The following is a 23,333-nucleotide window of genomic DNA, read 5'->3' as shown; positions in this document are numbered from 1 at the left end:
ACTAGCACAACCCTTGATACGTCGTTGCCTCGCCGGCCGCGCCAAGCCTTGTCGTACTACTGTACTGCCTGCAGCTTGACGCCTCGTCTCAACCGCAAACCTTCGGTTTGCTGGGTCGTGTTAGCAGCTCCTAAAACCCAGCGCCAAAACAAAACAGGGCGGCCCTCGCAGAGGTGCCGCCCTGTTTTGTTTATGGAAGCATCACGACGCCGGCGTGCCCACCGCGTTGCTGATCATCTGGTTCACATCCTTGGGCCAGGAAAACGCTGCGCCCGGGTCCTGCACCACACGCGGCTGGCCGTCCTGCAGCCACCAGATGCGCATGGTGTTGCTCTTGGCATCCAGCGCCACGGCGGCGGCATTGTGGCCACCATCGTGCTGGCGGTTGCCGGTGATGTAGTAAACGGAGCCCTGTTTGCTCAGCGGCCCGCTCACCTGCAGGTTCTGCATGAAGGCGGCGCGGTGCTCGCCCAGCAGGTGCTGCATGCGCGCAGCCATCACGCCTTGCTGCAAGAAAGCGGCATCCTGCGGGTACTGGCCCACCTGGGCCTGCAGCTGGTTCCAGGCCTGCTGGCCGCTGGGGTTGCCGCCAGCGGGCATGGTCTGGCAACCCGCCAGTGCCAGCGCCGCAGCAGCGCCCAGGGCCAGGCCCCATTTTTTCGTCATCATCCACATAGTCAGGTGTCCTTGGTGCGTTTGCCGCGCCCTCTCCTGCGCCAGGCAAACTGTCGATGTCCCGCTGCCCACCTGTGCTTGCCACGGCCATGCACCGCCGGCCCCGGTGGGCCCGGGCGCCAAAGCCGACACCCTACACCAATTTTTGGGCCGCAAGGGCGGCCGCCGCCATCACCCACGTGGGCTTATCCTTACGGCCTACGCAAAAAACGCAGGCATCGTACAGTAGGCCCTTTGGGCCTTGGCCCCAGCCCCGCCCTCGCAGTGCGCCCATATCGCACCGGGCCAGGCAGCGCCTCGGCGCTCCAGGGGCGGCCAGGCCCCACTCTCGATCAGGCCAGAAGAACATGAAGCAATACCTCCAACTCGTCCAGAGCATTCTGGACCAAGGCTCCTGGCAGTCCAACCGCACAGGCATCCGCACGCTCAGCATGCCCGGCGCCATGCTCAAGTTTGATCTGCAGCAAGGCTTTCCGGCTGTCACCACGAAGAAGCTGGCCTTCAAATCGGCCATCGGCGAGATGGTGGGTTTTCTGCGTGCGGCGCGCAGCGCTGCCGATTTCCGCGCGTTGGGCTGCAAGGTCTGGGACCAGAACGCCAATGAAAACCAGGCCTGGCTGGCCAACCCCTACCGCCTGGAGGCCGACGACCTGGGCCCCGTCTACGGCGTGCAATGGCGCCAATGGCCGGCCTACAAGCTGATCGACCAGGCCCAGCCCCAAGGCGCCGCCCAGGTGGCCGACGCGCTGGCCAAGGGCTACACCCAGATCGGGGAAGTGGCCGAAGACGGCAAGCGCCAGATCGTGCTCTACAAGGCCATCGACCAGCTGCGCCAGTGCCTGGACACCGTCATGACCGACCCGGGCAGCCGCCGCATTCTCTTCCACGGCTGGAACTGGGCCCAGCTCGAAGAAATGGCCCTGCCGCCCTGCCACCTGCTCTACCAGTTCCTGGTTGACCAGAGCAAGCGGGAGATCTCGCTGTGCCTGTACATCCGCAGCAATGATGTGGGCCTGGGCACCCCCTTCAACCTCACCGAAGGCGCCGCGCTGCTGCACCTGATGGGGCGCCTGAGTGGCTACACCCCGCGCTGGTTTACCTATTTCATCGGTGATGCCCACATCTACGAGAACCACCTGGACATGCTGCAAGAGCAGCTCAAGCGCGAGCCTTTTGAGTCGCCCCAGCTGGTGCTGTCGGACCGCATCCCCGACTATGCGGTGACCGGCCAATACGAGCCGGAGTGGCTGGAGAAGGTGGAGCCTTCGGACTTCTGGCTGGAAGGCTACCAGCACCATGCGCCGTTGACGGCGCCGATGGCCGTGTAAACAAAAACGCCCGCAATCGCGGGCGTTTTGCTGAGAGGGGGTCTTTAGCCGCCGCAGCGCTCTTTCAGCGCTTCAAACGACGCCCGCTTTTGCTTGCGGATCGGCAGCGGCAGCGCAATCGATTCGGCCTCGATCTGCATGCTCTTCATGCGCTCCGGGTCGGGGCAATCGGCCGGGCGGGGTTCTGGCGCATCGGCGGGTGCAGCTGCTGGTACGGACGGCGGTGGGTTATCCGTTGGACGGCTGGTCACCGGGCGGTCATGCTCGCGCGGGTTGATGCCCTGGCTGGAGGGCGTCACGGTGATCGCCTCGGCCTTCTGCCCGGCTGCGCAGGGCTCATCCTGAAAGCTGGTGCGGCCCTGGGCATCGACGCATTTGTTGATGGCCCAGGCCGGTGCGCTCAGCAAAGACGCTGCCGCGAGCAATCCGGCAGCGAGGGTATGGCGGGCGTAGGGCATGGGCAATCCAGACAGGTGGCAAAAAGCCCATTATGCGTCAGGCCCCCCACCCGCCCCGGCTCAATCCAGATCAATGCGCACGCCGCTCTGGAGGAGCGCCTGCAGCTTGCGGGTTTCGGCCTGCAGAAACTGGCCAAAGGCCTCGGGCGTGGACAGCGACACCAGCAAGCCGGTCTTGGCAATCTGGGCGCGCACGGCAGGGTCTTCAAGGGCGCGGTGCAGGTCGGCATTGATCTGCCGCACCACCGCATCGGGCGTTGCAGCCGGCGCCAGCATGCCAAACCAGCTGCCACTGACAAAATCCATGCCCAGCTCCTTGAAGGTCGGGATCTCGGGCGCGCCGGGGTGGCGCTGCTCGGCAGCGATGGCCACGGCTGCCACCTTGCCCGACTTGACCAGCGCGTACGACGACATGCCGTCAAACATGCCATCGACGACGCCCGCCATCAGATCGGTCATCGACGGCCCCTGGCCCTTGTAGGGTACATGGGTAAAGCGGATGCCCGCCTTGGTCGCAAACAGCTCGGCCGCCAGGTGCGGGCTCGACCCTGGTCCGGACGAGGCCAGCTTGAAGCTGCCCGGCTCGGCCTTGGCGCGGTCGATCAGGTTTTGCAGCGACTGGCCACGCAAGCGGTTGGTGACCAGCAGCACATTGTGGCTGGAGCCCAGCAGGCCCACAGGCCGGAAAGCGTCGGGCCCATAGGGCAGCTGCCGGCGCAGCACCGGGTTGGAGGTGTAGGCATAGCTGGTGAACAGCAGCGTGTAGCCATCGGCTGGCGTACGGGCCACGGCGCTCGTGCCGATGATGGTGCCTGCGCCATCGCGGTTCTCCACCACCACCGGCCGGCCCCAGAGCGTCGCCAGCTTCGCCGCCAGCGACCGGGCCAGCGTATCGGTCAGCCCGCCGGCAGAATAAGGCACCACGATGGTCACGCGCTTGTTGGGGAAAGCGGCCTGAACCTCAGCGGCCGGTGCAGTGGCCGCGCAGCAAGCCAGGCCCAGCCCCAGCGCGGTAGCGCGCCAAAAAATCCTGATCGACATAAGACCTCCTTAGGGATACTCTGCAAGACTCCCTGCCGTGGTCTGAATGCGGGCTCGGGCGGTTCGCTGCGTTGTCTTCCTTGTCAATAGCTACGGCTATTGACTGCGAAAGACGCCTTGCGCCTCATCCCGATCCGCGCCCATCCCGCTTAGCGAGGGTCTTGCAGAGGATCCCTTGCCCAGCCTGTCTGCCGGGCAATCGCCATACCATCGCAAGAGTTGGCTGTGCCAATACGGCACAGAGGGTCCCGGGGCAGGGCTGAAGAGCCTTCAGCCCCGCTGCCTGCCCCGGGGCGTCGCTCAATCGACCTTGAGCTTGGCCACCTTGGCCAGCTGCTGCCACAGCGCCATGTCGTTCTTGACGACCTGGCTGAACTCGGCGGCCGACTTGTGCGCAGGGATCAGCATGTTCTGCTCGGCAAACTTGGCCTTCATCTCGGCGCTGCCCAGCACCTGGCCCAGATCGGCATTGATGCGGTCGATGATCTTGGGGTCCGTCTTGGCGGGCGCAAACACGCCGTACCAGCCATCGGCATCAAAGCTGTAGCCCTGCTCGGTCAGTGTGGGCACATCCTGTAGCGCCGGGCCGCGCGCCGATCCGGTGGCGCCCAGCGCACGCAGCTTGCCGCTGCGGATATGGGGAATGGGCGAGGCAATGTCCATAAAGCCCACGCCAATCGTGTTGGCCAGCAGATCGCCCAGCTCCACGGCAGTGCCCTTGTAGGGCACATGGGGCATGTCCAGGCCGTAGTGGGCCTTGATGCCCTCCATCACCAGGTGGCCCGTCGAGCCGCTGCCCCAGGAACCATAGGCCAGGCGGCCCGGGTTGGCCTTGGCGTACTGCACCATGTCGGCCAGCGTCTTGAGGCCAGTGGCTGGGTTGGCCACCAGCAAAATGCCCGCAGCCCCCACCTGCGCCACCGGTGCCAGGTCGCGCATCGCGTCATAGGGCATCTTGGGCTGGATGATGGGGTTGATCGCAATCGACGACGACGGCGAGAACAGCAAGGTATAGCCATCGGCCTGGGCCTTGGCCACATGGTCATTGCCGATGATGCCGTTGGCACCGGCCTTGTTCTCGACATAGAGGCTTTCCTTGAGCGTCGACTGCAGCGGAGGCAGCAGCAGGCGCGCAAAGATGTCGCCGCCCGAGCCCGCTGGCCCCGGCACGATCATCCGGATCGCCTTGTTGGGCCAGGCCGTATTGGCCCAGGCCGTGCCGGTGCCCGCTGCGGCCAGCAGGCCCAGCAGCATCTGCCGGCGGTTGAAGCTTGCGCATGAATCGGTCATTTTTGTCTCCTGTGGATTGCCGGTGGCCGGCCTTGCGGCGACCACCTGGTTCTTGGGTTTGCTGTGAGCAGCGGCCCGGGCTTGTAGCGCCCGGTGCAGCCGCCAGCGCGCTCGTTACGACATCTTCAGATCGGCCAGCTTGGCCAGCCCACCCCAGATCTTCATATCGGACTGGATGGAGCGGGCAAACTCTGCCGCCGGTTTGACGGCAGGCAGGGCCATGTTCTGGTCTTCAAACTTTTTGCGGATATCGGCGCTTTGCGCCACCTGCGCCAGGGCGTGGTTCAGGCGCTCCACCATCTGGGGGTTGGAGCTGCCGGCGGGCAAAAACACGCCATACCAGCCGTCGGCATCAAACTTGAAGCCCTGCTCGGTAAAGGTGGGCACCTGCGGTGTGGCCGGCGCGCGCTGCGTGCCCGTCACGCCGACTGCCAGCAGCTTGCCGCTGCGGATATGCGGCACGGGTGACGCGATATCCATAAAGCCCATGGCAATGTTGTTGCCGATGATGTCGGACAGCTCGGTGGACAGCGCCTTGTAGGGCACATGGTGGATGTCGATGCCGTAATGGGCCTTGAGGCCCTCCAGCGCCAGATGGCCCGACGAGCCATTGCCCCAGGAGCCGCAGGACAGCTTGCCCGGGTTGGCCTTGGCATAGCGCACCAGATCGGGCAAGGATGCAATGCCGGTCTCCGGGTTGGCGACCAGAAAAATACCGGACAGCCCGATCTGGCCGACGGGCAGCAGATCGCGTTGCGTGTCATAGGGCAGCTTGGGCTGGATAAAGGGGTTGATCACGATGGCTGATGACGGCGCAAACAGCACCGTGTGCGCATCGCTGCTTTTGACGACAAAGTCATTGGCGATGATGCCGTTGGCGCCCACCTTGTTTTCCACATAGAAGGGCTGGCCCAGCGCTGCCTGCAGGCCGGGCGCCAGCAAGCGGGCAAACACATCGCCGCCCGATCCGGGCGAGCTGGTCACCACCAGGCGCACCGGCTTGCTGGGCCAGGGCGTGGCTGCCCGTGCCAGAGGAAGGGCTGCAGGCAGTGCGGCGGCCATGGCCGCCATCAGCAGGGTGCGGCGTTCGGTACGCAGCTGGTTCATGTTTGTCTCCTTGTCGTTCGATGTCATGCGGCGTCGAGCTCAGCCAGCACCGTGATGCCCAGCGCCGTGCCATGCACCGCCAGGTGCGCGCCCATCTGGATGACCTGCACCACCGCTTCGCGCGCCACGCCCAGGCCCTGGGCCTGCTGCAAGGCTGCGCGCAAGGCCTCGGGCTGCATCGCTGTAAAGCAGGCATGCAGCGCAACCGTGATCAGGCAGCGCTCGCCGGCGCTCAGGCCCTTGCCGCTTTCGGCCGTGCTGGCTAGCGCCTGCAGATGGCCAAAGTAGGCCGGGTCGATGGCCTGCAGCCGCGCCCACAGGTCTGGCTGCTGGCCGTCCACCGTGGCCTCCGCCTTGGGTGGCAGACCATACACCTGGGTCACCTCCCCTAGCGCTGCCGCTGTCGCGCCTGCGCCTTGCAGGCAAACCAAGGTCAGCACATCGAGCAGGTCGTCATCACTGGCGCCGCAGGCCAGCGCCTTTTGCATGTGCAGCTTCAGGCCGCTGGCAAACAAATGGCTGGCCGATGCGTCGAGTGCCACATAGACCAGTTCCACCATGCGCTCGCTTAAGGCCCCGCTGCGCGCCGGGTAGCCGGCATAGTGGGCATAGGCCTGCAAAAACGCCGGGCGGCGCGCCAGCAGCTGGGCATTCCAGGGCCGCCAGTAGCCGCGCTCCTGGCGGTACAGCGCCTCGACGGCGGCGGTGTCCAGTTCAGCCATGGGCGCTCTCCTCGGAGCCCGAGATATTGGGGCACTGTCCGGTGACAAACTGCGCCTGTGCCCCGGCCAGAAAACGGACCAGCGGCAGCAGCTGCGCCACCGCTGGGCCACGGGCCTGCTGGGGCGACAGCAGCAGTGCATTGATGCGCAAGCCTTGTGTGGCCCATTCACAGGCCAGGGTTGCCACCAGCATGCGTGCGGCAGCCAGTGCCGTCTGGTGCTGCCAGGCGGGCACGCCTTCGGGGGCAGTCGCGGGCAGCAAGAGCACCAGGCTGGCATCGCGCGCATGGGTGGCTGCAAACTGCTGGGCGGCGCTCAGCACGGCTTCCACAAGATCACCACCAGCAGGGGCCAGCGCCTGGGTGCTGACCAGGCCTTGGCAAGGCGCGGCCGTTGCCGCTACCTGCTCGCCGTCCGCTGCCTGCAGCGCTTGCAACCAGGCGCCATCACAGGCGCTATCACCTGCGGCATCGCTGCCCGCTTGCAGCTGCAGATGCAGCGGGGTCTGCAACGGTGCGGGCACGGCGGTGCTCAGCGCGCAGCGGCTGCTGCCGCCGTAAATGCCCGATCCGCCATCGACCGACAGGACCTGGCCCGACAGCACCCGGGCCTGGGGCTGCGCCAAAAACACCAGCGCTGCGGCCATTTCTTCGGGCTCGGCCAAGCGGCCCAGCGGGATCTTGGCAACAGCATCGGCCAACGCCAGGCGCCCGGCATCCATCAGGCCCTGCACCAGCTCGGTGCGCACAAAGCCGGGGCACAAGGTGGTCACGCTCAGCTGCGGGTAGCGCCGCGCCAGGCTTTGCGACCAGGCGATCAGACCGGCCTTGCTGGGGCTGTAGAGCCCGCGCCAGGGAATGGCCTTGTGCCCCGCGCCGGAGGACACATTGACAAGGCGCGCATCGGCCTTCAAACGGGGCAGACAGGTCTCGAACAAGGCCTGCGGTGCCTGCAGGTTCAGCCGTAGCAGGCGCTGCCACTGCGCGGGCGCCTGCTCGGCCAGCGGCCGGCCGCTGCTGTCCGAGATACCGGCGTTGTTGACCAGCGCATCGAGTGCTGGCAGCGCAGCCAGTTGGCGGCCCAGCTGGACCAGCGCCTGCGCATCGGTCAGATCCAGCGCAAAGGCCTGCGCACTGGCCGCGCCTTGCGCCAGGCACTGCTGGGGCAGCTCGGCAATCGCGGGGCTGATGTCGGCCAGCAGGCAGTCCCAGCCCTGCTGCGCAAACTGCAGCGCGGCAGCGCGGCCAATGCCGGAGGCAGCACCAGTGATCAAGACAGCGGGCATAGGCTTCAGATGTTGGTGAAGGTAATGCCGCCATCCACCACCAGCGCCTGCGCGGTGGTGAACTGCGAGGCATCGCTGGCCAAAAAGCAGATGGTGCCGGCAATATCGTCCACCGTGCCCAGGCGCCCCATCGGTGTCTTGGCCACGCGGCCGGCATCGCGCTCGGCATTGCGGTTGCGCTGGGTGCCCTCGGTCGGTACGGCAGACGGGCAGACCGCATTGACGCGGATATAGCGCTCGCCCAGCTCCGCCGCCGCAGCTCGGGTAATACCCAGCACACCAGCCTTGATGCCCGAATACACCATCGAGCTGCCGGCCGAGCGCAGCGCCGCGACCGAGGCCACATTGATGATGCTGCCACCGCGCTCGGCATCCATGCGGGCAGCGGCGGCCTGGATGCCCCAGAGCACCGCCTTGAAGCCGATGTCCAGCATGCGGTCCACCGTCTCGGGCATGATCTCGCTCACCGATTGGTAGCGCACCCAGGCGGCGTTGTTGACCAAAATATCGAGCCGCTGGTGGCGGGCATAGGCCTCGTCCACGGCGGCGGTCATCTCTTCGCGCGTGGCCACGTTCTTCACCACGCCAAAGGCCTGGCCGCCCTGGGCGGTGATGGCAGCCACCGTCTCTTCGACCAGCGCCTCCTTCAGGTCATTGACCGCCACCACGGCGCCGCGCGCGGCCAGTTGCAGCGCTGTGGCGCGGCCAATGCCGGCACCTGCGCCGGTGACCAGGGCCACGCGGCCTTCCATATCTCTTGCTATTGCGCCTGTCATTGCGTCACCTCACAACGGTCGATAAAGTCAGCGCCCACGGCGCGCATCACAGCCCCCGCCCCCAGGCAGGCGTCGAGCTTCTTGAGCTCACGCAGGCTGCGGTGCAGCCCCAGCTCCCAGGTAAAGCCCATGCCGCCATGTAAGTGGATGGCCTTTTCCAGCACCCAGGCGCCCTGGCTCAGTGCAGCGGCCAAGGCGCTGTCCGCCTGGCGGGGATTGCCCCACTCATCGGGGCGCAGCGCGCGCCAGGCCTGGGCGCTCGATGCCTCCAGCAGCAGGCGCATGCGCGCCAGGTGGTGGCGCACCGCCTGCTTGGCCGACAGCGGCCGGCCAAACTGCACGCGCGCCTGCAGGTAATCAGCAGTGCGCTCCAGCGCGCCGGCGCAAAGCCCGTTCAGATACTCGGCCCAGAGCAGCTTGGTATCGGCGCAAAAATCCTGCGACTGCTGCGCGTCCAGGCTCAAGAGCGGCGTGGCACCGGCGGCCGATACCCACAGCTGGGGCACCTCCGGGTCCAGCATTTCTTCGGCCTGGCAGCGCAAGTCCGCCTTGTCGTAGAGCGCAAAACCGGCATCGGTCTGCACCAGCGCATAGTCGGCCTGCAGGCCATTGCGCGCCACCCCACTCCAATCGCCAGCGGCCTGCGCGGCCATCACCACGCACAGCGATTTCTCGCCGCGCAGCAGCTCGCCGCCCACATCCGTGCCTTGCAGCGCCTTGCTGGCGGCAATCTGCTCGGGCAGGGGGTAGGACAGTTGCATCTGCCCTGCCACCCGCACCACCGGCATCGCAAATGCCAGCGGCAGGCCCAGGCCGCCCTGCGCTTCATCGGCGCAGATGCCAAACAGGCCGGCATCGGCCATGGCGGTGGCCGCCTCGGCCGGGCCTTGCCCTTGCAGCGCCGCGATGACCGCCTGCGCCGCCTGCCCAAACTCCTCGGGGTGCAGCTCTTCAGTTTGCATCGTCATCCCTTTAGTCCTTGGTCAGCTGTTGAATGCGCTGGGCAATGACATCCAGCTGCACTTCGGTGGTTCCGGCGTAGATGCTCTCGGCGCGCGAGAACAGATAGGCCTGCGTGAAATGGGCCTTGGCGCGCTGCGCCAGCGCGCTGTGGCCAGGGTGGATATCGGCCACCATCGCCAGCGCCAGCGACGCAAAGGCCTGGTGGCATTCAGACCAGTACAGCTTGGTGAGCGAGCCGCGCGCACCAATGGGCTCACCGGCCTGCAGCTGCTCCACACTGCGCTCGACCAGGCCCTTGAGCCCGTCAATCTGGCTCGCCACCTGGCCGATGGCCTGGCGCAGGCCGGGCTCTTGCAAGCGAGCGCGCAGCGCGGGCTCGGACTGGTAGGCCCGCACCAGCTGGCGCAGCTCGCACGCAAAGCGCCAGGCGCGGTACATGCGGTTGGTGGCGCGCTCGATCGACAGCACCCGAATCGCCGCACTCCAGCCTTCATCGGCAGCGCCCAGGCGGGCCGAATCGGGCACGCGCACCTGGTCAAAAAACACCTCGGCAAACGACTGCTTGTTGTCGATGGAGCGGATCGGCACCACGCGAATGCCGGGCGTGTCCATCGGTACCGCAAACATCAGCAGGCCCCGGTGCTTGTCGGCCACCGTACCGGTGCGGGTCAGCAGCAGGCAGTAATGGGCCTTGGCCGCGCCGCTGGTCCAGATCTTCTGGCCCTGGATGAGCCAGTCATCGCCATCGGGCGTGGCCTTGGTGCGCAGCCGCGCGAGGTCCGACCCGGCCTCGGGCTCGGAAAAGCCCTGGCACCAGTACTCGCGCATCTCCAAAATGGCGGGCAGAAAGGCCTGCTTTTGCGCCTCGGTGCCCACGGCCATGATGATGGGACCGGCCAGCTCCTTACCAATTGAGCTGACGCTCTCGGGCATGGCCAGCGCGCCCACTTCCTTGTTCACCGCCAGGTGCTCGCGCAGGCTCAGGCCATGGCCGCCGTACGCGGTCGGCCAGGTCATGCCGGCCAGGCCCGCCTGGTACATGCGCGCTTCCCAATCGCGGCACTCGTCCAGGCTGGGCGTGCGGTAGTCCACGCAGTCGGCGCGCATGTGGGCGGGCAAATGGCTGTGCAGCCAGTCACGCGCATATTGCCGGTAGGCACCCGGGCCCGATGCGGCATCGGGGCGGGCGAAATTCTCTTCCTGTTTCATCGCATAGTTCCGATCAAAGTCTGCATGGCGCTGCGCATCAGGCCTGCGGCGGGGCCGCCACCATCAGCGCATCGACCGCAATCACGCCCTCGCCGGCAGGCTGGACCAGCACCGGGTTCAGGTCGATCTCGGCGATCTCGCCGGCATAGGCCAGCGCCAGCTCCGACAGGCGCGCCACCGTGGCGGCCATGGCCTGCACATCGGCAGCGGGCTGGCCGCGCACCCCTTGCAGCAGCGGGTAGAGCTTGAGCGACGCAATCATCTGCAGCGCCTCGGCCTGCGTCACCGGCGCCACCTGCACCGCCACGTCTTTCAGCACCTCGGCATAGATGCCGCCCATGCCCACCATCACCACCGGGCCAAAGGCCGCGTCGTCTGAGACGCCGGTGATCATCTCCACACCGCCGCCCACCATCGGGGCGACCAGCACGCCATCGATCTGCGCCTGCGGCGCGCGCTCTGCCACCCGCGCCAGCAGCTGTGCATGGGCCGTGCGGGCCTGCGCGGCGCTGCGGATGTTGAGCTCCACGCCGCCGACCTCGGTCTTGTGGGCAATGTCGGGCGAGACAATCTTGAACACCACCGGAAAACCGATCTGCTCGGCCGCCGCCACCGCCGCATCGGCGGACTGCACCACCTGCTCCTGCGTCACTGGCACACCGGCGCGCGCCAAAAAGGCCTTGGCATGGAACTCGTTGCGGAAGACCTGGGCATCGAGCGGCTCCCAGTGCTGCGCGGCAGCGGGCGCAGCTGGCGGCTGGCCCAGCGTCTGGCCCAGGCGCACCAGTCCGGCCAGCCCACGGGCTGCCGCATCAATGGTCGGGAAGATCGCAATGCCCGCGTTGGCAATGCGCTCGGTCACCTCAGCCGGGCCCTGGCCAATCAGCACGATCAGGCGCTCGGGGTAGTCGCGCCGGATCTGCGCCAGCGCCTCCTGGTACACCCCGCTCAAACGCGGGTTGTGCAAGGACAGCGACAGCAGCAGCACCAGGGTGCTGCGCGATGCGTCTTCCAGCAAGGCCGTCAGCAGCTTGTACAAGATATCGGGCCGGCTGGACATCTGCGCCGTCGCATCGACCGGGTTGCGGGTGCCGGCCACCGGCACCGCTTCCTGGATACGGGCACGCGTCGCATCCGACAGCTCGGGCAGGTCCAGGCCGGCCTGAACCATGGCATCGGCCATCATCACGCCAAAGCCGCCCGATGCTGCCACCAGGGTCACACCCCGGTTGCGCGGCAGCAGCGCCTGCGGCAGCACGGACAGCGCGGCCGTCAGCTCCACCATGTCTTCGATCGACTGCACCGTCAGCGCCCCCGCGCGGGTCAGCGCCGCTTCGATCACGGCGTTGGACCCCGTCAGCGCGCCGGTGTGCGAGGCGGCGGCCGCCTGGCCTTGCTCGGTCGCGCCAATCTTGAGCACCACCACCACCTTGCCGGCGGCGCGCGCCGCGTCCAGCGCCTGCAGCAGCTTGCTGCCATCGCGGCAGGTTTCCATGCAGCACAGGATGATGCGGGTCTGGCGGTCGCCGGCCAGCGCGGCAATGCCGTCGGCAATGTCCACATCGGCCTCGTTGCCGGTCGCCATGAAGCGGCTGATGCCCAAGCCCCGGCGCACCACCGATTGCATCGTGAAGCTGCCCAGGTTGCCCGACTGCGAGACGATGCCCACCTGGCCGGCGGCTGGCAGCTTGTCTTCCAGCGCCACCGAGAACGAGCCAATCACCCGCGCCTCGATCCCCACCGCGCCCAGGCAGTTGGGCCCCAGCACGCGGATCTGGCGCTCCCGCGCAATCTGGCTCAGCTGCCGCTGCAGCGCAGCGCCCTCCTCGCCCGCTTCTATGAATCCGGACGACAGCACAATCGCTGCCTGCACGCCTTTGTCTGCGCAGTCGCGCAGCGCAGCGGGCGCCATCGCTGCCGGCACCGCGATGATGGCCAGCTCGGGCACCTGCGGCACATCGCGCACGCTGGTGTAAGCGGGCAGCGACTGGATGCTGCCGCCCTTGGGGTTGATGGGGAACACCGCGCCGGCATAACCATGCTTTTGGAGCAGATGCAGCGGCCGCCCACCAATCTTGGTGGGGTCGTCAGAGGCACCAATGATGGCGATCGCGCGTGCATTGAAAAACGGATCAAGACCTGCACCGGGCTGCAGGCGGGTTGTCTGCAGCATGCTCAGCGTCCTTTGAAAACGGGGGCGCGCTTTTCCAGGAAGGCCATGCGCGCTTCCTTGGCGTCTTCGGTCTTGGCCAGCGCCATCGTGAACTCCTGCTCAAAACGGTAGGCATCGCGCTGGGGCATCAGGTCCACCATATTGGCGGCGCGTTTGGCATAGATCACCGCCAGCGGTGCCTTGGACGCAATCTCGCGCGCCATCTCCATGGCCTTGGGCAGCAGCGCTTCGGGCGCCAGCACTTCTTCGACCACATTGCGCTGCAGCATCTCCTGGGCCGTCAGGCGCTGGCCGGTAAAAAACATGCGGCGCATCGTCGAGCGTCCCAGCAAGGTCTTGAGCATCGAGGCCCCGCCCGCCAGGCCCACATTGATCTCGGGCATGCCAAAGCTCGCGTTCGACGAGGCATAGAGAATGTCGCAGGCCGCAGCCAGGCCCATGCCTGCGCCCAGAGCCGTGCCGTTCACCGCCGCAATCACCGGCTTGGCGCATTCCTTGATCGCATTGCCGGTTTCGCGGGTGACGCGGTTGTGCTCCAGAAAGTCACCGGCCACCTCGGCATTGGGCCGGTCCTTCAGATCGGCGCCGGCGCAGAACACCGAGCCGGAACCGGTCAGCACCGCGCAGCGCACATCGTCGCGTTCGGAGATCGCATCAAAAATCGCCACCAGCTCGCGCCGCATCGCCCGGTTGAGGGCATTTACCGGTGGGCGGTTGAGCGTGACCAGGGCCACGCCATCGGCGACTTCCAGCAAAACGGAGGGCTCAGACATGGCGGCCTCCCCGGGTGTGGATTGCTACCGCGGTGGCCAGGGGGTGGATGGCGGCGCAGCGCGCAGCCTGCGCAATAGGCGCTATCACTTGCATGTTGTCTCCTTGGATCTTGGCCGCTCATGGCGAGCGCCTGTTTCGAATCTGTGTTTGATTCTAGGAAGGAACCCTGCAAATGATTTCCCCCCGATTGGTTGAATCTGTTCTGCGTTCCCCGGGGTAGTGGCGCCCTGGGGCAACCCTATGATGGACAGCAACCTACGTGCAGCTCGGCTCCACCTCAGGAGCCCCAACCTCAAGCCCCCCATGCATATCCAGCCCCTGATCCCGCAACGCCTGGCCCTGGGTGAATGCCCCCACTGGGATGCCAGCACCGGCCAGCTCTGGGCCATGGACTGCCGGCGCGGCCTGCTGCTGCGCATCGACCCGGCCAGTGGCCAAACGGAGCAGCACCTGCTGCCAGCGCCCACGGGCTCATTCGCGCTGAATGCGGACGGCAGGATCGTCATCGCAATGAAGGAGGCGCTGGGCCTGTATGACCCTGCCGGCCGCCAGTTGCAGACCCTCGCCGAGCTGGATGAGCACCTGCCCCATCTGCGCTTGAACGATGGCTGCGCGCTGCCCGATGGCCGCTTTCTGGTCGGCAGCATGCACCTGCACCTGGAAGCAGGCGAAGCACCCAGGGGCGGCATCTATGTGTTGGAGCGGGATGGGCAGTTGCAGCGCATAGGCCCGGCCCTTACAACCGCCAATGGCCCGCTGATCCACCCCAGAAGCGGCCGCCTCTTTATTGCCGACAGCGCCGCGCAAAGCATTTATTCCTTTGATATCAGCAGCGGCCAGGCGCAGGACCAGCAGCTGTTCGTCAGCACCCAGCCCCAACAATCTGCGCCCGACGGCTGCTGCTGGGACAGCGAGGGAGGCCTCTGGACCGCCTTGGTACGCACCGGCCAGCTCGCCCGCTACGATGCCCAAGGGGCGCTGAGCCAGTTGATCCGCCTGCCCATGGCCCACCCCAGTGCGCTCTGCTTTGGCGGGCCGGATCTGGCAGACTTGTATGTGACCAGCATCTCGGACAGCGGCCGCCTGCGCGCCAGCGGCCCGCTCGATGGTGCCATTGTGCGCATCACCGGCCTGGGCTACCGGGGGCTGGCCAAGCCCAAGGCGCGCATCCTTATTACCGACTAGTCACTTGGGCAGCGCAAAGCGCTGCGCCTCCCCCGCCACCTGGCTGGCGACAAAATCCAGAAATAGCTTGACCTTGGCGGGGATAATCGCCGAATCGACAATCGTCGCAAACATGCCTTCTTCGAACGTGGTATTGCTCACCACATAATCTGGCAACAGCCGCACCAGATTGCCCGCCGCCAGATCGGGGTAAACCGTGTAATCATCGAGCAGCGCAATACCCTCGCCCAATTTTGCCAACTCCAATAAAGCAATGCCATTGTTGGTCAAATGACGCGGAGAAAATCGAATATCTTCAACCCCTGCATCATTCTTGAAATGCCAGATATGGTCTTTGCCTGGCAAATAATAGGCCAGACATTGGGCCTGCAATAAATCAGCGGGTTGATGGATAGCAGGCATTTTCTCGGCATAAGCGGGTGACGCCACCAAATAACGCTGACTGTGAAACAGCATGCGCCGCTTGACGCCCGCTTCCACCGGCGGCGATATTCGGAAATCAATATCGATATTGTTCTTGACCAGGTCCACCTTGGTCTCGGACAGCAGCAGCTCCACCAGTATCTCGGGGTGGGCCTGGCGAAAGCGCGCGATGAGGCCGGGCAGCACGCGCTGGCCGAACATGGTGCGTGCGTGCACGCGCAGGCGCCCCTGCGGGGCAGAGCTGATGGCGGTGATGCTGGTGTGCGCCTGGTTGATGGTCCAGAGAATGCCCTCCAACTGGGCCGCATACTCCTGACCTGATTCGGTCAGCGACACCTGGCGCGTGGAGCGCAGCAGCAGCTTGACCTGCAGCCCGTCTTCAAACTCGGTGATCATTCTCGACACGGCGGTAGCCGAGATGCCAAACAGCCGCGCCGTCTCTGAAAAACTGCGGGTCTGCGACACCGACAGGAACAGCTCCATCGCTCTCAGACGGTCCATGATTCCTCCAGTTTGCGCAGTACTGAATCTCGATTTTCACGCATACAGATCTCCTGACCCCACCCCTAGAATGATTCCATATTGCCCATCATCAAGGAGACATCATGGAATTTGGCGTATTCATTCTGGCGCAGCAGCGCGGCTACCACCAGCGCTCTCAGGACGTTATCAACAACTCCATCGAACAAACCGTGGTGGCAGAGCAAGCGGGTTTCAATACCGCCTGGTATGCCGAACACCATTTCAACAATTACTCGCTGTCGCCATCGCCATTAATGACCGTGGCCCATGCCGCGGCCAAAACCAAAACCATTCGCCTGGGCACGGCGGTGTGCATTTTGCCACTCTACCACCCCGCCCGCTTCCTGGCCGAGGTCGGCTTTGTCGACACCGTGTCCAATGGGCGACTCGAGCTGGGCGTGGGCTCGGGCTACCAGCAGTTTGAGTTTGAACGCTTTGGCGTCGAGATCGCCAATTCCGGCGCGATCTTCAATGAGTTTCTCGACATTATTCCCAAGGCCCTGACCCAGAAAATATTCGAATACCAGGGCGAATTCCTGAATATCCCCCCCAGCTCCATCGCTGTGCGCTGCGTGCAAGACCCGATGCCCCCGCTCTGGGTCACCTCGGGCAACCCCGTTACCCTGGGCCGTGGCGTGCGCGAAGGCCACAACCTGTTTGTCACCGCGCTGCTCAACGGCAACGAAGCGATTGCCGGCCTACGCACCAAGCTGGAAAACATTGCCTCGGCCGAAGGCAAGGACCTGGACAGTGATGTGAAGTTCGGCTTTCTGCGCTGCGGCTATGCCTCGGACAACGAATCCGAAATCAATGCCTACCTGGACTGCGCCCGCTTTCAGCGCCGCATCTCCGAGAGCCTCAAGTTCCGCCGCGCTCAGTCCGAAGACGGCTACATGGTCAAAGAAGTGCCGACCGAGACCGACCCGACCTTCGAGCAGCTGCGCAAGAACCTGCCCGTCGGCTCGGTCAACGAAGTGATCGACAAGCTGCTCGAAGAGATCAGCATCCTCAAGCCCAAGCACATTGCGCTGCAAACCCAGCTGGGCGATTTCGACCAGAAGACCATGCTCAAGCAGATCGAGCTGTGGGGCGACAAGATCATTCCCGCCGTGAAAAAAGAAGTGGGCCAGGCCGTAGCGCTGGCGTAAAGGAGACAGGGCCATGCGCGTTCACCTCAGCAACTGCGGCTCCATCAGCCTGATGGATGCCCACAATTTTCGGGCACTCGACGTGCTGATCGAGCCCCAGCCCGAGCCCCAGCTCGCGCAGGCCCTGACCCGTATTGGCACGCGCGACGGCGACAGCCATGTCTGGCTGTTTCCCCAGGTGCTGCGCTTTCTGGCCTGCCAGGCCGCAGACAGCGAATGGGACACGGGCTTTGCCGCCATGCTGGCCTATGCGCAGCAGCACGGCTGGGTCAATACCCAAGGCCAGGTGCGTGCCCATATCACCTTGGCCGCGGAAGACCAGGTCGTCTCGGTGGCCGACTTCAAGGCCGCGATGCGCGCCCTGCCCGCCGGCATCAGCGCCGTGACCACCGGCCAGGGCAAGGACGTCGCCGGCATGATCGTCTCCAGCCTCACCTCCATCTCGGCCGAGCCCCCGATGGTCGGCTTTTTTGCCCACAGCGCCTCGTCGATGGGTGATACCTTGCTGCAAACGGGCAAGTTTGTCGCCAATGTGCTGGGTGAGGAACACAGCCAGATCATCGCCAGCTTTCTGAGTCAGCCCCAAGGCGAGGCCCGCTTCAAGGAAGGCCGCTGGCACAGCAGCGAACACCAGCTGCCCGTGCTGAGCGACGCGCTGGCCAGCATGGAATGCGACATTGTCTGCACCCACACCCTGGGCACGCACAAGCTGGTGGTCGGCAAGATCCGCAAGTCCTCCTGCAACAGCGCCAGCCCCGTGGTGAACTTCAATGCCAGCACGCACAAGCTGGTGCCCTTGGCGGCCTGATCGCAGACCAGAAAAGGGCTTCAAGCATGGACTGGCTGCAATTGGACCAACGCATCTGCGTCGTCACCGGCGGCGCCAAGGGACTGGGCGCCGGCATTGTGCAAGCACTGCTGGCGAGCGGCTGCCGCGTGGCGGTGCTCGACCACGACAGCGATGCGCTGGCGCAGCTCACCGCCACCCATCCCGATGGCCAGCGTCTGCTGCCGCTGAGCGCCGATGTCTCATCACCCGCTGCGGTAGAGGCTGCGTTTCAAACACTGCAACAGCACTGGGGCGCCGGGCCCAGCGTGCTGGTCAACAACGCCGCCATCACCAGCGCCGCGCCGCTGGCCGAGCTGGACCCTGGCATCTGGGAGCGCCAACTGCAGATCAACCTGGGCGGCTACCTGCGCATGGGCCAGGCCTTCTACCGCCATTCCGACGCCAGCCTGCCGCGCGCCATTGTCAATATCGCTTCGATCTCGGCCCAGAACGCCCAACCGCTGAGCGGCGGCTACAGCATGAGCAAGGCCGCCATCCGCATGCTGACTAACCAGATGTGCCTGGAATGGGGCCCCGCAGGCATCCGCTGCAACACCGTCAGCCCCGGCCTGTTTGTGACCCCGCTGAGCGAGCGCTTCTACCGCAACCCGGACGACCGCGCCCGCCGCGAGCAGGTCGTCCCCCTGCGCCGCATCGGCCAGAGCGAAGAACTCGCCCAGGCGGTGGTCTTCCTCGCCAGCCCCCGGGCCAGCTATGTCCATGGCGCGGATCTGGTGGTCGATGGCGGTTTCAGCCATTCGCTCATGACGCATATTCCTCGGGCTTATGGGCAGGGGCAGCTGGGTCCTGGGAAAGCGCAGCCTGGCTTGGTGCAGTCCACCAATCCAGGCATCCGCAACATGTGAGATCCCTTCAGGGCAGCGGATCGCCCGCGCCCACCCGGTCCACAATCAAGCGGTAGTGCTCAGGCCTGCGGTGCTTGGCGAAATTGAAGACATGCTGGCGGAAATGTTCACCCAGCGACAGATCGGCGCTGACGCAGATGACCTCATCGTCCTCGGTCAGCGTGCGCGCCACGATCTCTCCGGTGGGCGCAACAATGACGGAGCTGCCAATCATGTGGTGGCCATCTTCGGAACCGCATTTCGCCGCTGCCGCCACCCAGATTCCATTTTGGTAGGCATTGGCCTGCAATGAGATCAGGTGGGTGGTCGTGCGCAGATGCACCGGCTCATTCCAATGGATATTGAGCGACGGCGTGTTGTAGCCCAGCATGACCACCTCGGCACTTTGCAAGGCCATCACGCGGTAGGTTTCCGGCCAGCGGCGGTCGTTGCACAGGCACATGCCGTATTTGACAGCGCCTGAATCGAACACCCTGAACCCCAGGTTGCCGACATCGAAGTACTTCTTCTCCAGATGCTGGAACGGAGCTTCTGGCTTATGTTCCACATGGCCGGGCAGGTGGATCTTGCGGTACTTGCCCGCAATTTCTCCCCTGGAGTTGACCAGTACGGCGGTGTTGTAGGGTCGCCCGTCTTCGGCCAGTTCGGCATAGCCCAGGTAGAAGCCCACGCCCAGCTCACGCGCGGCATCAAACAGAGGCTGCACATCGGCATTGGGCATCTGTGCTTCGAAGAACCGCGCTTGTGCTTGCGCTTCTTCCATCCAATAGCGCGGGAAGAACGTCGTCAGTGCCAACTCCGGAAAAACGACCATCTCGGCGCCCCGGGCCTTGGCCTCGCGCAGCATGGCCACCAAGCGCCGAACCACCGAGCCCCGGCTATCCGATAAATGAACAGGCCCCATCTGGGCCACGGCCAAACCAAGTTTTCGTGTTGTCATTTCCCGCACTCCTTTTGCGTTGTCTGCTCGGGCTCTGCCCGGCGCAGCACTTGTCCTGGCCGCGCGCCGGTAGGCTGGTGGCCATCCCACACCTGCTGCCCATTGACCCAGACTTGTTCGATTCCCTCGCTGGCCTGCACTGGCTCCTCAAACGTGGCCTTGTCCGAAACCCGTTGGGGGTCAAACACCACCAGGTCGGCAAAGCAGCCGGGCTCCAAACGCCCACGCTGCTCCAGCCCATACTGCTGCGCAGCCAGCCCCGTCATCCGGTGGATGCCCTCTTCCAGCGACAGCAAGCCGCATTCGCGCACCATGCGCCGCAGCACGCGTGTGAAGGTGCCCCACTGGCGTGGATGGGGGTGTGGATCAAAAGGCAGGCCATCGGACCCCACCATCGTCAAAGGAAACGCAAAGATGCGGTCCACATCGTGCTGATCCATCAAGAAGTAAATGGCGCCGGCCGGTGACAGGCGCGCCAGCAGCGCTTCATCGTCCAGGCCCCATTGCTGCTGCAGGTCGGCAAAATCCCGTCCTTTGGCTTCTGGGCAAGCGCTGGACCAGGTGATCATGGTGCGGCTTGCCAGGCGAACCCGGTCGAGCCGCAGCATCGTGGACGTGGCGGGATAAGGGTGGCAGTCCACACAAACGGGCTGCTTGCTACTGGCCTCCCGGATCAGCGCCAGCGTCTCTTCCGAGCGGCCATGGTTGCGCTCGCCAGCGAGCTTGTGGTGGGAGAAAACCACCCGGCAGTCTGCGTCGCGCCCCACGGCCAATGCCTCTTGCATCGCTGGGACAATGTCATCGGCCTCATCCCGCAGATGGGTGGCATACACGGCCTGGCGGCCGCGCAGTGGCCTGCAGACTTCGAGCAGTTCCCAGGTTGTGGCATGGCGTGCAGGCGGGTAGAAGGTGCCGGTCGAGATGCCGAAGGCCCCTTCGTCCAGCGCTTCGGTCAGCAAATCCCGCATCTGCGCGCACTCGTCATCGGTGGCTTCACGCTGGTGGTCCGCCATCACCTTGACGCGCAAGGTGGTATGGCCCACCAGCGGGATGACATTGACCGCCGCTGGCTGCGTCTGCAAGGCTTGCAGCCACTCGCCAAAGCGCCCAAAGCGAAACAACTCGGGCGGCCCCAGCAGGTCCAGGGGCTGCGGCAGGTTTTGCGGCACCAGCGGCGCCAGACTGATGCCGCAGTTGCCGGTAACCACCGTGGTTATACCCTGGGAGACTTTGGGCACCATATCGCGGTGCACCAGCAGGTAGCCATCATCGTGGGTGTGCGAATCGATAAAGCCCGGTGCAAGGGCCAGGCCCTGCAGGTCGATGACGGTATCACCGGCCTGCGCCTGCACCGCGCCCACCTGGGCAATCCGCTCGCCCTCCACCGCCACATCGCCGCTGTAAGCCTGCCCGCCAGAGCCGTCGATCAGCATCGCATTCTTGAATATCAGCACTTTCGTCTTCTCTTTCCGGGGCCGATCAGTTGAGCTTCGCGATCTTGCTGGACTGGATGATCTCGGTCCATTTTTTCGTCTCACGGGCAATCAATTGCTTGAAATCCTCCGGCGTGCCGCCCACCGGCTGGGCGCCCAGGCCTTGAAGACTTTCGCGCACGTTAGGCATCTTCAACACCTTGTCCAGATCGGCGGCCAGTGCCTTGGCCTGCTCAGGCGTCATCTTGCGATTGCCCACCACGCCCCCCCACGAGACGATCTCATAGCCCTTGACGCCCGCCTCGTCCATCGTCGGAACAGTGGGCAGCTGCTCGATCCGCTTGCCCAGCTGGGTCACGGCCAGCGCACGCACCTTGCCCGACTTGATAAGCGGCACCGCTTCGGAGCTGTTGATGAACATATAGTCCAAGCGCCCGCCCATCAGGTCCTGCAACGCGGCCGGCCCGCCCTGGTAGGGAACGAAAACGGTATCGAGCTTTTCCAGATGGTTGAGCAGCTCCCCACTCATATGGCCGGTGGTGCCGACGCCCGAAGCCCCATAGGACAGCTTGCCGGGGTTCTTGCGCGCTTGGGCCAGCAAGTCCTGCACGGATTGGACGTTCGATGCCACCGGAACGATCAGCACGTTGTAGAGGTTGAACAGGTGCGACACCGGAACCAGGTCCTTGTCCACGTCGTAAGGCAGCGTGGAGAACAGCGCGCGGTTGACCGCCAGGGTGTTGATATTTCCATAGCCCACGGTGAGCTCGTTGCCCCTGATCACCTGCACCACACCGATATTGCCTGCCGCTCCGGGCTTGTTTTCTACAATCACCGGACGATGGGCGTTCAGCGACCATTGGTTGGTAATGATGCGGCTGAGCACGTCCGGAGATCCGCCGGCCGCAGAGGGCACGACAAAGCTGATCGGCTGGTTGGCGTTGCCCTGGGCAGCAGCCGGGCCCGACTGCGCGGCCAGCATGACAAGGGGCAACAGGAGGGCAAAACGGTTCAGAAGACGGCGGTTCATGGCTTGACTCTTTCATGGGTCTGAATATTGCTTGCAGCGTAAAGGACAAGCCGAACTCACCCAAATTGAAAAATGTCGGTGCATTCACAAACAAAGTTATATCGACCAGGGGTTAACACCACATGCCAAGCCAATTGCCTGAAACCAGCAGCCACGCCATTCACCCCCGCGCACTGAACATGCGGCAGCTGGAGGTGTTCCATGCCATCATGACCACCGGCACCATCAGCGGCGCGGCCTTGGCCCTGCATGTATCGCAGCCGGCACTGAGCCGGGCACTGGCGCACTGCGAAGCCCGCCTGGGCTATTTGTTGTTTGAGCGGCTGGGCAGAAGGCTGCAGCCCACGCCCGAAGCCCAGCGCCTGCACGAAGAGGCGCGCGACGTGTACCGAGGCCTGGACCGGCTCAACAGCCTGGCCCAGCGCATCGGCCATGCGGGCGTGGACACCTTGCACCTGGCCTGCAGTGCCACGTTTGCCAACACCTTGATTCCGCAGGCACTGCAGCAACTGATGCGCTACAGCCCGCAATTGCGTGTCGACTTTCGCACGGCGACCTATGACGAGTTGCCAGAGTACCTGCTGTCGGGTCAAGCCGATGTGGGCGTTTCTTTGGTGGAGTCGAACCACCCGGGCTTGAAATCACGCTTGCTGGGCCGCCAGCGCCTGCTGTGCGTACTGCCCCCGCAACACCCGCTGGCGGACCGGGCCGTGGTGGATCCGCTTGCGTTGTGCGACACCGCATGGATCGGATACCCGCCGGACACCCCGCTGGGACGCCTATGCGCCTCAGCGCTGGCGATGGATGCCAGCTCGGCGAGCATCCAGGTGCGCTCGCCGGCCATTGCCCTCAGTTGCGTTCAGACGGGCTTGGGCGCTGCCATTGTGGATGCCTCCTGTATCCGGCATATTCCCCGCGATGACATCGTCGTCAGGCCTTTGACAACGGAGGTGTATTCCAACATCTGGACGATAACGTCTGCGCGGCAGCCATGCCCGGCAACGGGCCAGCAATTCATCGATGCGCTGCATGCGGTACTGAAACAGCTCAGCGCTGCCGAGCCTTGGCCGCCAGCCAGCAAAACTAGCGGCGCCGCCTAAGAACCTGTTCTAAGCATGCGGTGCCCAGCCCCGACCCAGCGATCGGCGGGACTGGA

Annotated in this window: 22 protein-coding genes; 6 read left to right on the top strand and 16 right to left on the bottom strand. The window is 65.0% G+C overall.

Features of this window, described 5'->3' with window-relative positions; translation table 11 throughout:
• Nucleotides 1-201: 201 nt before the first annotated feature.
• Nucleotides 202-675: a hypothetical protein gene (locus tag ACPEE1_RS09905; protein WP_182342206.1), complete on the bottom strand. Its 474-nt coding sequence runs from the start codon at nucleotides 673-675 to the stop codon at nucleotides 202-204.
• 347 nt (nucleotides 676-1,022) lie between these two features.
• On the opposite strand from ACPEE1_RS09905, the gene ACPEE1_RS09900 reads away from it, so the two are divergent.
• The gene (locus ACPEE1_RS09900) at nucleotides 1,023-2,003 is read left to right on the top strand and encodes a thymidylate synthase (protein WP_423936223.1); all 981 of its coding nucleotides are present in this window, start codon (nucleotides 1,023-1,025) and stop codon (nucleotides 2,001-2,003) included.
• A 44-nt stretch (nucleotides 2,004-2,047) separates the two neighbouring features.
• Here the strand turns inward: ACPEE1_RS09900 and ACPEE1_RS09895 are convergent, their stop codons facing one another.
• The 11 genes from ACPEE1_RS09895 to ACPEE1_RS09845 all read right to left on the bottom strand — a co-directional run bounded on the left by ACPEE1_RS09895 (nucleotide 2,048) and on the right by ACPEE1_RS09845 (nucleotide 13,800).
• The gene (locus ACPEE1_RS09895; protein WP_116924219.1) at nucleotides 2,048-2,461 is read right to left on the bottom strand and encodes a DUF4124 domain-containing protein; all 414 of its coding nucleotides are present in this window, start codon (nucleotides 2,459-2,461) and stop codon (nucleotides 2,048-2,050) included.
• 60 nt (nucleotides 2,462-2,521) lie between these two features.
• On the bottom strand, nucleotides 2,522-3,502 hold the full coding sequence (locus ACPEE1_RS09890) for a tripartite tricarboxylate transporter substrate binding protein (RefSeq protein ID WP_182342210.1): 981 nt from the start codon (nucleotides 3,500-3,502) through the stop codon (nucleotides 2,522-2,524).
• 300 nt (nucleotides 3,503-3,802) lie between these two features.
• Entirely contained in the window at nucleotides 3,803-4,792 is a 990-nt protein-coding gene (locus ACPEE1_RS09885) for a Bug family tripartite tricarboxylate transporter substrate binding protein (protein ID WP_116924221.1), read from the bottom strand.
• Nucleotides 4,793-4,906: 114 nt separating this feature from the next.
• Complete coding sequence (locus tag ACPEE1_RS09880) at nucleotides 4,907-5,899, bottom strand: Bug family tripartite tricarboxylate transporter substrate binding protein (RefSeq protein ID WP_423936220.1); 993 nt, start codon at nucleotides 5,897-5,899, stop codon at nucleotides 4,907-4,909.
• A 23-nt stretch (nucleotides 5,900-5,922) separates the two neighbouring features.
• Entirely contained in the window at nucleotides 5,923-6,621 is a 699-nt protein-coding gene (locus ACPEE1_RS09875) for a carboxymuconolactone decarboxylase family protein (protein ID WP_116924222.1), read from the bottom strand.
• A complete protein-coding gene (locus tag ACPEE1_RS09870) occupies nucleotides 6,614-7,906 on the bottom strand; it encodes an SDR family oxidoreductase (RefSeq protein WP_116924223.1) in 1,293 nt (430 codons plus the stop codon). The genes ACPEE1_RS09875 and ACPEE1_RS09870 overlap by 8 nt, the downstream gene beginning before the upstream one ends.
• Before the next feature lie 5 nt (nucleotides 7,907-7,911).
• A complete protein-coding gene (locus ACPEE1_RS09865) occupies nucleotides 7,912-8,682 on the bottom strand; it encodes an SDR family NAD(P)-dependent oxidoreductase (RefSeq protein ID WP_232539375.1) in 771 nt (256 codons plus the stop codon).
• Nucleotides 8,679-9,650 (bottom strand): acyl-CoA dehydrogenase family protein, encoded by a 972-nt coding sequence (locus ACPEE1_RS09860; protein ID WP_232539376.1) that lies wholly within the window; start codon nucleotides 9,648-9,650, stop codon nucleotides 8,679-8,681. Before ACPEE1_RS09860 ends, ACPEE1_RS09865 begins: the two co-directional genes overlap by 4 nt.
• A 4-nt stretch (nucleotides 9,651-9,654) precedes the next feature.
• Nucleotides 9,655-10,854, bottom strand: coding sequence for an acyl-CoA dehydrogenase family protein (locus ACPEE1_RS09855; RefSeq protein ID WP_423936217.1), 1,200 nt, complete (start codon nucleotides 10,852-10,854; stop codon nucleotides 9,655-9,657).
• Nucleotides 10,855-10,891: 37 nt separating this feature from the next.
• A complete protein-coding gene (locus ACPEE1_RS09850; protein ID WP_423936215.1) occupies nucleotides 10,892-13,027 on the bottom strand; it encodes an acetate--CoA ligase family protein in 2,136 nt (711 codons plus the stop codon).
• Nucleotides 13,028-13,029: 2 nt separating this feature from the next.
• Nucleotides 13,030-13,800 carry an enoyl-CoA hydratase/isomerase family protein gene (locus tag ACPEE1_RS09845; RefSeq protein WP_116924227.1) on the bottom strand — a complete coding sequence of 257 codons (771 nt, stop codon included), beginning with the start codon at nucleotides 13,798-13,800 and terminating at the stop codon, nucleotides 13,030-13,032.
• A gap of 304 nt (nucleotides 13,801-14,104) precedes the next feature.
• On the opposite strand from ACPEE1_RS09845, the gene ACPEE1_RS09840 reads away from it, so the two are divergent.
• Nucleotides 14,105-14,986, top strand: a complete 882-nt coding sequence (locus ACPEE1_RS09840; RefSeq protein ID WP_182342221.1) for an SMP-30/gluconolactonase/LRE family protein — start codon at nucleotides 14,105-14,107, stop codon at nucleotides 14,984-14,986.
• Here the strand turns inward: ACPEE1_RS09840 and ACPEE1_RS09835 are convergent, their stop codons facing one another.
• Nucleotides 14,987-15,892 carry a LysR family transcriptional regulator gene (locus ACPEE1_RS09835; RefSeq protein WP_232539377.1) on the bottom strand — a complete coding sequence of 302 codons (906 nt, stop codon included), beginning with the start codon at nucleotides 15,890-15,892 and terminating at the stop codon, nucleotides 14,987-14,989.
• Nucleotides 15,893-16,014: 122 nt separating this feature from the next.
• Between ACPEE1_RS09835 and ACPEE1_RS09830 the strand changes: the two genes are divergently transcribed.
• The 3 genes from ACPEE1_RS09830 to ACPEE1_RS09820 are packed head-to-tail and all read left to right on the top strand — an operon-like array spanning nucleotide 16,015 to nucleotide 18,774.
• Nucleotides 16,015-17,079: an LLM class flavin-dependent oxidoreductase gene (locus ACPEE1_RS09830; protein ID WP_116924230.1), complete on the top strand. Its 1,065-nt coding sequence runs from the start codon at nucleotides 16,015-16,017 to the stop codon at nucleotides 17,077-17,079.
• Between the two features lie 13 nt (nucleotides 17,080-17,092).
• Nucleotides 17,093-17,887 (top strand): flavin reductase family protein, encoded by a 795-nt coding sequence (locus tag ACPEE1_RS09825; RefSeq protein ID WP_116924231.1) that lies wholly within the window; start codon nucleotides 17,093-17,095, stop codon nucleotides 17,885-17,887.
• 26 nt (nucleotides 17,888-17,913) lie between these two features.
• Nucleotides 17,914-18,774, top strand: coding sequence for an SDR family NAD(P)-dependent oxidoreductase (locus ACPEE1_RS09820; RefSeq protein WP_423936211.1), 861 nt, complete (start codon nucleotides 17,914-17,916; stop codon nucleotides 18,772-18,774).
• 7 nt (nucleotides 18,775-18,781) lie between these two features.
• On the opposite strand, the gene ACPEE1_RS09815 is transcribed toward ACPEE1_RS09820, so the two are convergent.
• Genes ACPEE1_RS09815 through ACPEE1_RS09805 form a run of 3 tightly spaced genes read right to left on the bottom strand, consistent with a single transcriptional unit; the run spans nucleotide 18,782 to nucleotide 22,177 of the window.
• The gene (locus tag ACPEE1_RS09815) at nucleotides 18,782-19,714 is read right to left on the bottom strand and encodes an N-carbamoyl-D-amino-acid hydrolase (protein WP_116924233.1); all 933 of its coding nucleotides are present in this window, start codon (nucleotides 19,712-19,714) and stop codon (nucleotides 18,782-18,784) included.
• Entirely contained in the window at nucleotides 19,711-21,147 is a 1,437-nt protein-coding gene (locus ACPEE1_RS09810; RefSeq protein ID WP_116924234.1) for an N-acyl-D-amino-acid deacylase family protein, read from the bottom strand. The genes ACPEE1_RS09815 and ACPEE1_RS09810 overlap by 4 nt, the downstream gene beginning before the upstream one ends.
• 46 nt (nucleotides 21,148-21,193) lie before the next feature.
• The gene (locus ACPEE1_RS09805; protein ID WP_423936208.1) at nucleotides 21,194-22,177 is read right to left on the bottom strand and encodes a Bug family tripartite tricarboxylate transporter substrate binding protein; all 984 of its coding nucleotides are present in this window, start codon (nucleotides 22,175-22,177) and stop codon (nucleotides 21,194-21,196) included.
• Between the two features lie 122 nt (nucleotides 22,178-22,299).
• Between ACPEE1_RS09805 and ACPEE1_RS09800 the strand changes: the two genes are divergently transcribed.
• On the top strand, nucleotides 22,300-23,277 hold the full coding sequence (locus ACPEE1_RS09800; RefSeq protein WP_423936206.1) for a LysR family transcriptional regulator: 978 nt from the start codon (nucleotides 22,300-22,302) through the stop codon (nucleotides 23,275-23,277).
• Nucleotides 23,278-23,333: the final 56 nt, after the last annotated feature.

Source organism: Comamonas sp. 23 (assembly GCF_049601575.1).
GTDB lineage: Bacteria > Pseudomonadota > Gammaproteobacteria > Burkholderiales > Burkholderiaceae_C > Comamonas > Comamonas squillarum.
Note: the sequence above shows the minus strand (reverse complement) of the source record. Positions and strands in the feature narration are given on the sequence as shown.